Source organism: Stenotrophomonas sp. 115C5 (assembly GCF_056861055.1).
Map to the genome: position 1 here is coordinate 31,201 of NZ_JBSPUQ010000002.1, position 13,881 is coordinate 45,081.

Sequence of the window (13,881 nt, forward strand, 5' to 3'; positions counted from 1 at the left end):
GGTCCCGGGCTGTTCTGTCGTACCGGATTGCCTCATGTCACCACGCAAAGCCCTTCCCACCGCCCTGGCCCTGGGCCTGACCCTCGCCGCCGGTGCCCACGCCGACGAAGGCATGTGGATGCCGACCCAGCTGCCGGAACTGGCCAAGCCGCTGCAGGCCGCAGGCTTCAAGGGCAATCCGGCCGATCTGGCCAACGTCACTGCGCCGCCGCTGAGCGCGGTGGTGCGTGCCGGTGGCGGCACCGGTTCGTTCGTGTCCGCCGACGGCCTGCTGCTGACCAACCACCACGTGGCGATGGGCGTGATCCAGTACAACAGCTCGCCCCAGCACGACCTGATCAACGGTGGCTTCATCGCCAAGGACCGTGCCGACGAGCGCCCGGCCAACCCGGACTTCCGCGTGCTGGTCACCGTCGGCTTCGACAAGGTGACCGACCAGGTACTGGCGCAGGCCCGTGGCAAGACTGGTCGCGCCTACTTCGATGCCGTCGATGCGGCCAGCAAGCAGATCGTGGCCGAGTGCGAGAAGGACGGCAGCGTGCGCTGCTCGGTGGCCAACATGTACTACGGCACCGACTTCTACCGCATCGCCCAGCTGGAACTGAGCGACGTGCGCCTGGTGTATGCGCCGCCGCGTGCGATCGGCAACTACGGCGATGAGATCGACAACTTCATGTGGCCGCGCCACACCGGCGACTTCACCCTGCTGCGCGCCTACGTGGGCAAGGACGGCAAGCCGGCCGCCTACAGCAAGGACAACGTGCCCTACCAGGCACCGGCACACCTGCAGATGTCGGTGGAAGGCCCGAAGGAAGGCGACTACGCGATGCTGGCCGGTTACCCGGGCATCACCTACCGCCATCGCACCGCCGCTGAATTCGCCGGCCAGATCGATACCGTGCTGCCGCGCCGCGTGTCGGTGTTCCAGCAGATGATCGACACCATCGAGGCCGCCAGTGCCAAGGACGCGCAGGCGCGCACCCGCTACGCCTCGCAGCTGCAGTCGCTGAAGAACAACCGCAAGCGCGCCGCCGGCGAGCTGGAAGGCCTGCTGCGCAGCGATGCCAAGGCCCAGCGTGCCGCCGATGAGACGGCGATGCTGGCTGCCACCGACCGCAAGTACCAGGGCGACATCAAGGCGCTGCTGACCAACCTGTCGCAGGGTGCGGCGGTGGGCGAGCGTGACCTGCTGCTGGACCAGATGGCCGCGCAGAGCCAGCTGCTGCGCTCGGCACTGCTGCTTGAGCGCCTGCGCATTGAATCGGCCAAGCCGGACGCGCAGCGCGAGAGCGGTTTCCAGCAGCGCGACCAGGCGATGATCGAAGGCGTGCTCAAGCAGGTCCAGCGCCGTTACGCGCCGGAGGTCGAGAAGGCGCTGCTGACCACCCTGCTGACCCGTTACCAGCAGCTGCCGGACGCGCAGCGCGTGGCCGAGTTCGACGCCGCCTTCGGCCGTACCCCGGCCCAGCTGTCCAAGGCGCTGGACACCCTCTACGCCGGCACCCAGCTGGGTGACGAGGCGCAGCGCCTGTCCCGTTTCGCCGCCGCCCGCGAAGGCAAGGCACTTGCCGCCGATCCGCTGATCGCCGTGGCCGGCCCGCTGGTGGCCGCGCAGCTGCGCATCGAGAACGAGAGCAAGACCCGTGAAGGCGAGCAGCTGCGCCTGCGCCCGGCCTACATGCAGGCGCTGTTCGCCTGGCGTGCCAAGCAGGGCCGCGCGGTGTACCCGGATGCCAACCGCACGCTGCGCATCAGCTATGGCAAGGTCGAGGCGCTGCACCCGCGTGATGGCGTGACCTATTCGCCGGTGACCACCGTGGCCGGCATCGTCGAGAAGAACACCAACGCCTACCCGTTCGATGCACCCAAGCCGCTGCTGGCGGCGATCGCCAAGGGTGATTTCGGTAGCACCGCCGACCCGGCGCTGAAGACCCAGACGGTCAACTTCCTGACCAACCTGGACACCACCGGCGGCAACTCCGGCTCGCCGGTGCTCAACGCCAAGGGCGAACTGATCGGCCTGAACTTCGACAGCAACTGGGAATCGGTCAGCGCCAGCTGGTGGTTCGACCCGCGCTACAAGCGCGCCGTGCACGTGGACATGCGCTACCTGCGCTGGCTGCTGGCCAAGGTCTACCCGGCCCCCGAGCTGCTGAAGGAAATGGGCGTACCGGCCCAATAACGCCGGTGCCTGGCAGGTGCCCACCGCTTCCTGGTGGGTGCCCACCGTTGGTGGGCATGGATGCCTCCGTCACGACCAACGGTCGTGCCCCACCGCCATGACCTACCCTCACGACCAACGGTCGTGATCTACTGGCCCCTGCCCTGAGGGAAACGCACGCGTGGTCTCCAGCTGGATCCTGCTGCTGGTCTCGGTTGCCTATGCCGCACTGCTGTTCGGCGTGGCGTGGTGGGGTGACCGCCGGCCGATGTATCCCGACCGGCCGTGGCTGCGGCCGGTGGTCTACAGCCTGGCGTTGGCGGTGTACTGCTCGTCGTGGACCTTCTACGGCGCGGTCGGCACCGCCGTGCGCAACGGCATCGGCTACCTGCCGATCTACATCGGCCCGTTGCTGCTGCTGCTGTTCGGCTGGCGCATCATCGAGCGCCTGGCGCTGATCGCGCGCAGCCAGAACGTGGTCTCCATCGCCGATTTCATCTCCTCGCGCTTTGGCCGCTCGCGGCGGCTGGCGGCGCTGGTAGCGATCATCGCGCTGATCGGCATCATTCCGTACCTGGCGCTGCAGTACAAAGCCGTGGCGATGAGCCTGCAGGTGCTGACCGGCAACACCGGCCCGACCGGCTTCTTCACCGATCCGGCGCTGTACGTGGCGCTGCTGATGGCGCTGTTCGCCACCCTGTTCGGCACCCGCCAGGTCGATGCCACCGAGCACCACCACGGCATGATGCTGGCGATCGCCTTCGAATCGGTGATCAAGCTGCTGGCGATGGTGGCAGTGGGCTTGTTCGCCTACCTGTGGCTGAGCAACCGCACCGACGCGGTGGTCGAGTCGGTGCATACGCTGTTCACCGGCCTGCCGCCGGTGGGATTCATTTCGCAGACCCTGCTGAGTTTCCTGGCCATCATCTGCTTGCCGCGCCAGTTCCATGTGGCGGTGGTCGAGTGCGGTGACGTGCGCGATGTGCGCCGCGCGCGCTGGATGTTCGGTGGCTATCTGGTGCTGATCTCGGGCATGGTGCTGCCGATCGCCACCGCCGGCGTCACCCTGTTCGGCACCGGCGGCAGCGTTGCCGACGATTCGATGGTGCTGGCGCTGCCGCTGGCCGAAGGCCGCAACGCGCTGGCGCTGATCGCCTATGTGGGCGGCTTCTCGGCCGCCACCGGCATGGTCATCGTGTCCTCCATCGCACTGGCGACCATGGTCAGCAACGACCTGGTGATGCCGGTGCTGCTGCGCCGCAGTGGCGACCACCAGGAAGCGGCCGATGTCGCCTCGCGCGTGCTGTGGATCCGTCGCCTGGCGATCCTGCTGCTGGCGCTGATGGCCTACAGCTACTACCGCACCAGCAGCAACGACAGCACGCTGGCGTCGTACGGCCTGATGGCGTTCGCTGCAGTGGCGCAGTTCGCACCGGGCCTGATCGGCGGCCTGTACTGGCGCGGTGCCAGCCGTCGCGGCGTCGAGGTAGGCATGCTGCTGGGCTTCGCCACCTGGCTGTACACCCTGCTGCTGCCGGCGATGACCATGGCCGGCTGGGTTGATGCTGGCTGGGTGCAGCACGGCCCGTTCGGCATCGAGTGGCTGCGCCCGCAACAGCTGTTCGGCATGACCGGCTGGGACCCGTTGACCCATGGCACGTTCTGGTCGCTGCTGGTCAACGCGGCGACGATGATGCTGGTGTCCGCACGCTGGCGACCCGGTGTCGACGAGCGCCTGCGCGCCGCACCGTTCCTCGACCCGTATGCCGAACGCCCGTCGGTGGCCGGCGGTTGGCCGGGTCACGTGCATGTGGGCGATCTGCTGGCGCTGGCCTCGCGCGTGGTCGGCGAGCGCCATGCGCGGCGCTCGTTCTTCGAGCAGGCGCAGTCACTGGGCCGTGAACTGCAATCCTCGGCGCCCGCCGACCGGCCGTGGGTGCAGTTCACCGAACGCCTGCTGGCCGCGTCGATTGGCGCGGCATCGGCGCGCCTGCTGCTGACCAGCCTGCTGCGTGGCTCGGGCATGGACCTGGGTGAAGTGGTGGCAGTGCTGGACGAAGCGGGGCAGGAGCTGCGCTTCAACCGCGAGATCCTGTCGACCACGCTGGAGAACATCAGCGCCGGTGTCAGCGTGGTCGATCCAGACATGCGCCTGACCGCATGGAACCGTCGCTACCAGGACATGTTCGGCTACCCCGACGGCATGCTCTATGTGGGCCGCCCGGTGGCCGACCTGATCCGCTACAACGCCGAGCGCGGCGAATTGGGCGAGGGCGATATCGAGGTGCAGATCAATCGCCGCATCGGCTACATGCGTGCCGGTTCACCGCACGTGTTCGAGCGCACCCGCAGCGACGGCAAGGTGATCGAGATGCGTGGGCAGGCGCTGCCCGGCGGCGGTTACGTGACCAGCTACAACGACATCACCGACTACAAGCACGCGGAAAAAGCACTGCTGGAAGCCAACGAGACGCTGGAACAGCGCGTGGCCGAGCGCTCGCACGAGGCCGAGGTCGCGCAGCAGTCGAAGACGCGGTTCCTGGCGGCGATCAGCCACGACGTGCTGCAGCCGTTGAACGCCGCGCGCCTGTTCGCTTCGGCGCTGCGCGACAGCGACCACGTGAGCGACGAACAGAAGCACCTGGCCGAACGCGTGGATGCGTCGCTGCGCGCGGCCGAAGAACTGCTGGATGGCCTGCTGGACGTGTCGCGGCTGGATGCCGGTGGCCTGCACCCGGTCATCGGCGAGTTCGACGTGAGTGCGTTGATGCGCGAACTGGCGGCGCAGTACACGCCGGTGGCTGCAGGTCGTGGCCTGCGCCTGGACCTGTTCGCGCGCCCGGCGTGGGTACGCAGTGACCGCCGCCTGCTGCGCCGCGTGCTGCAGAATTTCCTGGCCAACGCGTTGCGCTACACCCGTCAGGGGCGCATCGTGCTGGCGGTGCGCCATCGTGGCGATGAGGTGGAGCTGCAGGTATGGGATACCGGACCCGGCATTCCCGAGCACCATATGCGGCAGATCTTCGACGAGTTCCACCGCTACCAGCAGCCGTTCGACTGGGGCGAGCAGGGTCTGGGGCTGGGCTTGTCGATCTGCCAGCGCATCTCGCGCCTGCTTGACCATCGCCTCAATGCGCGCAGCCGCGTCGGCAGCGGCTCGATGTTCTCGATCATCCTGCCGCGTGTGGCGCCGTTGCCGGGTTACACCGAGCTGGCCACGCCGGTACAGGCGGTGGCCGCACCGGTGCGCAGCGATTCGCTGGCCGGCCTGCGCGTACTGTGCGTGGACAACGACGAAGAGATCCTGGACGGCATGCGCGCATTGCTTGGCCGTTGGCAGGTGCAGGTGATCACCGCTGCCACCGTCGACCAGGCGCTGGAGAAGATTGCCGAGCGCCCGCAGGTGATGCTGGTGGACTACCACCTGCACGACCGCATGGATGGCCTGGATGCGCTGGTGGCACTTCGCGAGGCTGCGGGCTACCCGTTGCCCGGAGCGCTGCTGACCGCCGATGGTCGCGACGAGTTGAAGCGGATGGCGCGCGAACGCGGCTACCGCGTGCTGACCAAGCCGATCAAGCCGGCCTCGCTGCGCGCCTTCCTGGGCGCGCTGCGCGATGCCGGCAACAGCGACGCCTGACGGGCAACTGTAGAGCCGAGCCCACGCTCGGCTCCCGCACGCAGTGCGGGGCTGATATAGCCATCGCTATACAAACCAGCCCTGCCTGCGCGTTTCGCTGCAAATGCGCCATGCGCGAATCGCGGTGCTAAGCTGCGCGTCCCCTTGGGGAGTAGCCGGATTCCTTCGCAGGAATCGTCCACGTCAACATACTCGGCCAGTGCGCCGTGGCGTGGACAACCATGATGGTTGGCGAGACCAGCGGCCCGCGCGCGCAACGTCAGGTTGGGCGCGAGCGCGAGCCGTGCGTCCGTCCTTGCCCGACCTCAGCAGCCGCCAATGTCCCCCATTTCGATCCTCCTGATCGGCTTTGCCATGTCCACCGATGCCTTCGCCGCGGCGATCGGCAAGGGTGCGGCCATGCGCAAGCCGGTGTTCCGCGATGCGCTGCGCGCCGGCATCATCTTCGGCGTCATCGAGGCGATTACACCGATCATCGGCTGGTTGCTCGGCCGTGCCGCCCTGCAGTACGTGGAAGCGTTCGACCACTGGATCGCCTTCGGCCTGCTCGGTGCGCTGGGCATCCACATGATCTACAACGGCCTGCGTCCGGACAGCGCCGAGGAATACGAAGATCCTTCGCAGCATCACGGCTTCTGGAAGCTGGCGTTGACCGGTTTCGCCACCAGCATCGACGCGATGGCGGTGGGTATCGGCCTGGCCTTCATGGACGTGCATATCGGCGTGATGGCTGCGGTCATCGGCCTGTGCACGCTGACCATGGTTACCGTCGGCATCATGCTCGGCCGCGTGCTGGGCAGCATGGTCGGCAAGCGCGCCGAGATCATCGGTGGCGTGATCCTGGTGATCATCGGCGCGACGATCCTGTACGAACACCTGCACGGCGTGGGGTAAGCAGGTGTACCTGTAGAGCCGAGCCCATGCTCGGCTTGTGCCTGAAGCAGCCGAGCATGGGCTCGGCTCTACGTTGGGGCAATGGCCGACATGCAGCGCGGCATTTTGCTGATGTAGAGATCCTCTGCTACGCCGTAGTCTTTCCGTATGGCCAGTCCCGCACTCCGTTATGGTCGCTGGTCGCATACCGGCAATGTCTATGCGCTTACCACGGTGACGCATGCGCGTCGCCCCTGGTTCAGTGACAAGGCCAACGTTGAGCTGTTGATAGAGGCATTGCGCACCGTTGAGCGGACCGGTCGGACCTTATCCCTCGCTTGGGTGGTCATGCCGGACCACCTGCATTGGCTGTTCGAACTACGTACCGGCACGCTGGCCGGCTGCATGCAGATCCTGAAGTCCAGGAGTGGAAGATCCATCGGCAAGTGCATTGATGCCAACGCGCCGATCTGGCAGCCGGGATACTACGACCACGCGCTGCGCAGCGATGAATGCCTGCGCACGCAGGCGATGTACATCGCGGCCAATCCCGTGCGTGCTGGGCTGGCCTCGTGCATCGGGGAGTATCCCTATGCGTGGAGCCGATGGCCGCTTGAGGAGTGATTGGTATTGAGGCAAAGAGCAGCCGAGCGTGGGCTCGGCTCTACAGGGGCATCATGACGTCTGTAGAGCCGAGCCCAAGCTCGGCTCCATAGTCGGTCACAATCAGTCTTCTTCCGGCGGCAGCACGATGGCGTCGTCGTCGATGGCCAGCTTGCCGGCCATCAGCACGGCCTGGGTGCGGTTGGTCACGCCGAGCTTGCGCAGGATGGCGGTGACGTGGGCCTTGATCGTTGCTTCGGAGACGTTGAGGTCGTAGGCGATCTGCTTGTTCAAGCGACCGGCGCCGAGCATCTGCAGGACGCGGAACTGCTGCGGGGTCAGCTCGCGCAGGCGCTGGCCGACTTCGCGTTCTTCGCTGCCGGTGGGCGGCACGTTGTGCGCTTCCGGCGGTGCCCAGGTCTCGCCATCGAGGATGGTGGCGAGTGCATGGCCGATGGTGTCCGAGTCGGCCGATTTGGGAATGAAGCCGAGCGCACCGTGGTCGAGCGCGCGGCGCATCACCGTGGCCTCTTCGCGCGCGGACACCACCACCACCGGCAGCTGGGGGTGCAGTGAGCGCATGTGCACGAGTGCGTTGAAGCCCTGCGCACCCGGCATGTTGAGGTCCATCAGGACCAGGTCGGCGTCGTTGTGCTGATCGGCCAGCGCGTACAGTGCTTCCACGCTGTCGGCCTCGAACAGTTGTACGCCCGGGATGACCCGCTGCACCGCCCCACGCAGGGCTTCGCGGAACAGCGGGTGGTCATCGGCAATCAGGAGGGTGGTCATGGGTCGAGCTTATCGATCAGGAAAAAGAGCGACGTGATGGCAGGTGCAGGACGGGTCGGACACGGCCGGGTCCCTCCTCCCGGCCACGTCCCTGGCGCGTCCTGCGCCTGCAGTCACGCCATCAGCGCACCTTGCGCTCGTCCACCAGCGACGCCACCACCGACGGATCGGCCAGGGTCGAGGTGTCGCCGAGCTGGTCCGGCGCGTTCTCGGCGATCTTGCGCAGGATGCGGCGCATGATCTTGCCCGAGCGGGTCTTCGGCAGGCCCGGTGCCCACTGCAGGTGGTCCGGCGTAGCGATCGGGCCGATTTCCTTGCGCACCCAGGCGACCAGTTCCTTCTGCAGCTCGTCGCTGGGCGCTTCCTCGGCCACCAGGGTGACGTAGGCATAGATGCCCTGGCCCTTCACGTCGTGCGGGAAGCCGACCACGGCGGCTTCGGCCACCTTCGGATGCGAGACCAGCGCGCTTTCCACTTCGGCGGTGCCGATGCGGTGGCCGGACACATTGATCACGTCGTCAACGCGGCCGGTGATCCAGTAATAGCCGTCTTCGTCGCGGCGGCAACCGTCACCGGTGAAGTAGCTGCCCGGGTAGGTGCGGAAATACGTATCGATGAAACGCTGGTGGTCGCCGTACACCGTACGCATCTGGCCTGGCCAGGAATCACGGATGATCAGGTTGCCCTCGGTCGGGCCGTCCTGGATCTCGCCATCGGCATTGACCAGCGCCGGCTGCACGCCGAAGAAGGGCAGGGTGGCCGAACCCGGCTTGAGGTCCATCGCACCGGCCAGCGGCGAGATCAGGATGCCGCCGGTTTCGGTCTGCCACCAGGTATCGACGATCGGGCAGCGGCTGTCGCCGACCACCTCGTAGTACCAGCGCCAGGCTTCCGGATTGATGGGTTCGCCCACGCTACCGAGCAGGCGCAGCGACGCGCGGGAGGTCTTCTTCACCGGCTCCTCGCCCTCGCGCATCAGCGCACGGATGGCGGTCGGGGCGGTGTAGAAGATGCTCACCTTGTGCTTGTCGATGACGTTCCAGAAGCGCGAGGTATCCGGGTAGTTGGGCACGCCTTCGAACATCAGCGAGGTCGCGCCGTTGGCCAGCGGACCGTACACGATGTAGCTGTGGCCGGTGACCCAGCCGACGTCGGCGGTGCACCAGTAGATGTCGTCCTCGCGCAGGTCGAACACCGCTTCATGGGTGTAGGCCGCGTACAGCAGGTAACCGCCGGTGGTGTGCAGCACGCCCTTCGGCTTGCCGGTGGAACCGGAGGTGTAGAGGATGAACAGCGGGTCTTCGGCGTTCATGCGTTCCGGCTCGCAGCTGGCCGGCTGGCTGTCCACCACATCGTGGAACCAGCGGTCGCGCGGCGCCTGCATGTCCACCGCGCCGCCGGTGTGGCGCACCACCAGCACTGTTTCCACGGTATTGGTGCCGGGCAGCTTCAGCGCGGCATCGACGTTGGCCTTCAGCGGAATCCTGCGGCCACCGCGCAGGCCCTCGTCGGCGGTGATGATCAGCTTGCTCTGGCAGTCGCTGACGCGGTCGGCAATCGAGTTCGGCGCGAAGCCACCGAACACCACCGAGTGGATCGCACCGATGCGCGCGCAGGCCAGCATGGCCACCGCGGCGTCGACGATCATCGGCAGGTAGATGGTGACCCGGTCGCCCTTCTTGACGCCCAGGTTGCGCAGCGCGTTGCCGAGGCGGCAGGTGCGCTCGTACAGCTCGCGATAGGTCACGTGCTGGGCCGATGCATCCGGGCCGTCCGGCTCGAACAGCAGGGCGGTCTTGTCGCCGCGCGTTTCCAGCTGGCGATCCAGGCAGTTCACGCTGGCATTGAGTTCGCCATCTTCGAACCACTTGATGTGGAAGTCGGACAGGTCGTAGCTGACGTTCCTGATCTTCGTCGGCTTGCGCATCCACTGCAGGCGCTCTGCCGCCTTGCCCCAGAAACCATCCGGGTCGGTCACCGAAGCCTGGTACTGCTGTTGGTACGACGTCTTGTCGATGCGTGCCTTGGCGGCGAACTGCGGATCGACGGGGTAGATATCAGCCATGGCACCCTCACTTGCACGTTGACTTTGTGTGTGCGGTCGCAGCATCGCAGCGACCGATCCCCCTCAGTTTGCCCCATCCACCCCCGGTCGCGTCACCACTCTGGTTAGACCATGGTCGAAAGTGAGCGCCCAGCAGGGCCGGGTTCGACCAATGGCGAATAGCCGCTATACATAATCGCCCCGCAGTCTCGGCTCGACCGTGCCCCACGCGCGGCATCACCTTGCCACTTGGGAGAGAGGGCAACATGAGCCACCGTACGTTGAAAGCCGTGCGCACACCTTTGGCGGCCTGCCTGTTGGTCGCCCTGGTCGCACCGGGCATGGCGTTCGCAGAGACCGCCAAAGAGAAGGCGCTGGAAGCACGCGTTGCCGAACTGGAACGCCAGGTCCAGCTGCTGCTGTCTTCGCAGCAACAACAACAGACCCAGATCAGCCAGACCCAGCAGGCCGTAACCGAAGTCCGCACGGTGCAGGCCGAGCAGAAGCCGGTCGCACAGGTGCCGGCCGGCAAGCAGCCGATCCAGGTCACCACCATCACCCCGGGCGCGGCGCCGGGCACCACGGTCAAGATCGGCGGCTTCATCAAGGCCGACTTCCTGGCCACCCAGACCAGCGATGGCCAGCTGGCCGACGACGCCACCGGCCGCTCGCTGTACCTGCCGGGCCAGACCCCGGTGGAAGGCGCTGGCGGCAGCGGCAAGCGTTCGGGCACCGACTTCAATGCCCACGCCAAGTTCTCGCGCTTCAACCTGGGCATCGACAACGTGAGCGAATCGGGCAACAAGGCCGGTGCGTTCTTCGAGATGGACTTCTTCGGCAATTCACTGGGCAACCAGACCGCCACCAATACCTACGGTGTGACCCTGCGTCACGCCTACATGTACTGGAACAACTGGATGGCCGGCCAGACCTGGTCCAACTTCATGGACGCGGCCGCACTGCCGGAAGCGGTCGACTTCGTCGGCCCCACCGACGGCGTGATCTTCGTGCGCCAGGCCCAGGTGCGCTACACCCAAGGCGGCTTCAGCGTCGCGCTGGAAAACCCGGAAACCACCACCCTCACCGGTACCCGCAACCCGGTCACCGGGGCATGGACCAACGCCAGCGCCAACTCCGACCGTGGCAGCCTGCCCGATCTGACCCTGCGCTATGGCTGGAAGGGTGATTGGGGCACCTTCGGTGTCGGCGGCATCGTCCGTCAGCTGAAGGTCGACAACCAGGCCACCGGCGCCAAGGCCGACAAGGTGGCCGGTGGCCTGACCCTGGGCGGCAAGTGGGTGATGGGTGACAGTGATTCGCTGCACTACCAGCTGACCGGCGGCGAAGGCATCGCCCGCTACATCGGCCTGGGCATCACCGCCGACAGTGCCTATGACGTGGCCCGCGACGAGCTCAACCCGACCGGCGTGCTTGCCGGCTACGTGGGCTGGCGGCATGCGTTCTCGCCGAAGTTGCGCACCAACCTGATCTACGCGCGCAGCGACTACGACAACGACAGCATCCTCGGCCCGCTGGTGACCAAGAGCGTGCAGAGCATCCGCGGCAACATCTTCTATTCGCCGCTGCCCAAGGTCGATATCGGCGCGGAGTTGATGTACGGCCGTCGCGAGGTGGAGAACGGCAACAAGGGTGACATCACCCGGTTGCAGTTCACCACGAAGTACAGCTTCTAAGAGCGTGCCGGCCAACGGCCGGCACCTACCGAATTGAGTGCCGACCAACGGTCGGCACCCACCGACCCAGGTCGGCATCCACAGAGGGAAAGCGTCCCATGTCCAGCACACCCAGCACCGCACACAAAGCGGGCACCCTGACCCAGGGCCACAAGAAGGTCATCTTCGCCTCGAGCCTCGGTACGGTCTTCGAGTGGTATGACTTCTTCCTGTACGGCTCGCTCGCAGCCATCATCGCCAAGCAGTTCTTCAGTGGCGTCAATGAAACCACGGGCATGATCTTCGCCCTGCTGGCGTTTGCCGCCGGCTTCTTCGTGCGTCCGTTCGGCGCGGCCTTCTTCGGCAGCCTCGGCGACCGCATCGGCCGCAAGTACACCTTCCTGGTCACCATCCTGATCATGGGCATCTCGACCTTCCTGGTCGGCGTGCTGCCCAACTACGCTTCGATCGGTTTCGCCGCGCCGGTGATCCTGATCATCCTGCGCCTGGCCCAAGGCCTGGCGATGGGCGGCGAGTACGGCGGTGCCGCCACCTACGTGGCCGAGCACGCGCCGGACGACAAGCGCGGCCTGTACACCAGCTTCATCCAGTGCACCGCCACGCTCGGCCTGTTCATGTCGCTGCTGATCATCCTGGCCTGCCGCTACTTCTTGGGCAACGAAGCCTTCGAAGCCTGGGGCTGGCGCATTCCGTTCCTGGTCTCGATCCTGCTGCTGGGCGTGTCCGTGTGGATCCGCCTGCAGCTGAGCGAATCGCCGCTGTTCCAGCAGATGAAGTCCGAGGGCAAGGGTTCCAAGACCCCGTTCCGTGACAGCCTGAAGGGCGGCAACCTGAAGCTGATGCTGCTGGTCCTGCTCGGTGCGGCGGCGGGCCAGGCGGTGGTCTGGTATGGCGGCCAGTTCTACGCGCTGTTCTTCCTCAGCAGCATGCTGAAGGTCGATGCCACCACCTCCTACCTGCTGATCGCGGCCGCGCTGGCGCTTGGTGTGCCGTTCTTCATCTTCTTCGGCTGGCTGTCCGACCGCATCGGCCGCAAGAAGATCATCCTGGCCGGCTGCCTGCTGGCGGCTGTTACCTACATCCCGATCTTCAAGGGCCTGACCCACTTCGCCAACCCGGCCATCGAAGAAGCCCGCAGCAGCTCGCCGGCCCTGGTCGTGGCCGATCCGAACACCTGCTCGTTCCAGTTCGATCCGGTCGGCCTGCGCAAGTTCACCAGCTCCTGCGACGTGGCCACCGCCGCGCTGACCAAGGCAGGTGTGCCGTACGACGTGCAGCCCGCCGCCGCCGGTTCGCTGGCGATGGTGAACGTGGGCAGCGCCAGCGTCACCTCGTATGAGGCCGCCGGCCTGACCAAGGAAGACGGCAAGGCCAAGGCCGATGCGTTCGGTGCGGAACTGAAGACCGCCCTGACCACCGCCGGCTACCCGGCCAAGGCCGATGGCGCCCGCATCAACATCGCCGGCACCATCTTCATGCTGTGGCTGCTGGTGCTGTACGTGACCATGGTCTACGGCCCGATCGCCGCCTACCTGGTCGAGCTGTTCCCGACCCGCATCCGCTACACCTCGATGTCGCTGCCCTACCACATCGGCAACGGCTGGTTCGGTGGCTTCCTGCCGGCGATCTCCTTCGCGCTGGTGGCCGGTACCGGCAACCTGTACTACGGCCTGTGGTACCCGATCATCATCGCGCTGATGTCGGTGGTGATTGGTGGCCTGTTCCTGCGCGAGACCAAGGACGTGGACATCACCAAATAACCGGCGTGGCGTCCCACCCTCGGGCACCCCCCGGGGTCAGGGGGCGGGGTGCGGGACACCGCCATTGTTGTTAACACCCACAAATTCCCCGGGGCCCCCCCCCGGGGGCGCCCCCCACCGGGTTTCAGGGGCCGTGGTGCAGACCACGGCCTTTTCGTTTCCCCGTAGCGCCGAGCCATGCTCGGCGACCGCGTAACGCGCGGCACAAAATTCCGCAGACGCGAACAGAAAGCGTTCAATGCCGTCATCGCGGTTGACAAGCATCCGAAGCCACACGCCATCTCGCGCCCGGGGTCAGAACCCTTTCGCACGCGAAA

General features: G+C 66.3%; 8 protein-coding genes and 1 riboswitch. Of the genes, 6 read left to right on the top strand and 2 right to left on the bottom strand.

Translation table 11 applies throughout. The features are described from left to right. Positions 1-34 precede the first annotated feature (34 nt). The 4 genes from AC13FN_RS03575 (at position 35) to AC13FN_RS03590 (ending at position 7,298) form a co-directional block, all read left to right on the top strand. Positions 35-2,182, top strand: a complete 2,148-nt coding sequence (locus AC13FN_RS03575; RefSeq protein WP_482984524.1) for a S46 family peptidase — start codon at positions 35-37, stop codon at positions 2,180-2,182. Positions 2,183-2,342: 160 nt separating this feature from the next. After that, positions 2,343-5,801 (top strand): hybrid sensor histidine kinase/response regulator, encoded by a 3,459-nt coding sequence (locus AC13FN_RS03580; RefSeq protein ID WP_482984525.1) that lies wholly within the window; start codon positions 2,343-2,345, stop codon positions 5,799-5,801. 140 nt (positions 5,802-5,941) lie between these two features. Beyond that, positions 5,942-6,031: riboswitch (yybP-ykoY riboswitch) on the top strand. A gap of 88 nt (positions 6,032-6,119) precedes the next feature. Continuing rightward, positions 6,120-6,695, top strand: coding sequence for a manganese efflux pump MntP (locus AC13FN_RS03585; protein WP_482984526.1), 576 nt, complete (start codon positions 6,120-6,122; stop codon positions 6,693-6,695). A 147-nt stretch (positions 6,696-6,842) separates the two neighbouring features. Then, positions 6,843-7,298, top strand: coding sequence for an REP-associated tyrosine transposase (locus tag AC13FN_RS03590; protein WP_482984527.1), 456 nt, complete (start codon positions 6,843-6,845; stop codon positions 7,296-7,298). A gap of 102 nt (positions 7,299-7,400) precedes the next feature. Here AC13FN_RS03590 and AC13FN_RS03595 read toward each other — a convergent pair whose 3' ends face one another. Further along, the gene (locus AC13FN_RS03595) at positions 7,401-8,066 is read right to left on the bottom strand and encodes a response regulator transcription factor (RefSeq protein WP_482984528.1); all 666 of its coding nucleotides are present in this window, start codon (positions 8,064-8,066) and stop codon (positions 7,401-7,403) included. Positions 8,067-8,187: 121 nt separating this feature from the next. After that, on the bottom strand, positions 8,188-10,131 hold the full coding sequence (gene acs / locus AC13FN_RS03600) for an acetate--CoA ligase (protein WP_482984529.1): 1,944 nt from the start codon (positions 10,129-10,131) through the stop codon (positions 8,188-8,190). A gap of 245 nt (positions 10,132-10,376) precedes the next feature. Between acs and AC13FN_RS03605 the strand changes: the two genes are divergently transcribed. Beyond that, positions 10,377-11,804, top strand: a complete 1,428-nt coding sequence (locus AC13FN_RS03605; protein WP_049480337.1) for a DcaP family trimeric outer membrane transporter — start codon at positions 10,377-10,379, stop codon at positions 11,802-11,804. Positions 11,805-11,902: 98 nt separating this feature from the next. After that, positions 11,903-13,564, top strand: a complete 1,662-nt coding sequence (locus AC13FN_RS03610) for an MFS transporter (RefSeq protein ID WP_049436031.1) — start codon at positions 11,903-11,905, stop codon at positions 13,562-13,564. Positions 13,565-13,881: the final 317 nt, after the last annotated feature.

Coding starts and splice junctions, on each gene's coding strand:
- AC13FN_RS03585 (WP_482984526.1), top strand. CDS start 6,120: ATGTCCCCCATTTCGATCCTCCTGATCGGCTTTGCCATGTCCACCGAT.
- AC13FN_RS03610 (WP_049436031.1), top strand. CDS start 11,903: ATGTCCAGCACACCCAGCACCGCACACAAAGCGGGCACCCTGACCCAG.
- AC13FN_RS03575 (WP_482984524.1), top strand. CDS start 35: ATGTCACCACGCAAAGCCCTTCCCACCGCCCTGGCCCTGGGCCTGACC.
- AC13FN_RS03590 (WP_482984527.1), top strand. CDS start 6,843: ATGGCCAGTCCCGCACTCCGTTATGGTCGCTGGTCGCATACCGGCAAT.
- AC13FN_RS03605 (WP_049480337.1), top strand. CDS start 10,377: ATGAGCCACCGTACGTTGAAAGCCGTGCGCACACCTTTGGCGGCCTGC.
- acs (WP_482984529.1), bottom strand. CDS start 10,131: ATGGCTGATATCTACCCCGTCGATCCGCAGTTCGCCGCCAAGGCACGC.
- AC13FN_RS03595 (WP_482984528.1), bottom strand. CDS start 8,066: ATGACCACCCTCCTGATTGCCGATGACCACCCGCTGTTCCGCGAAGCC.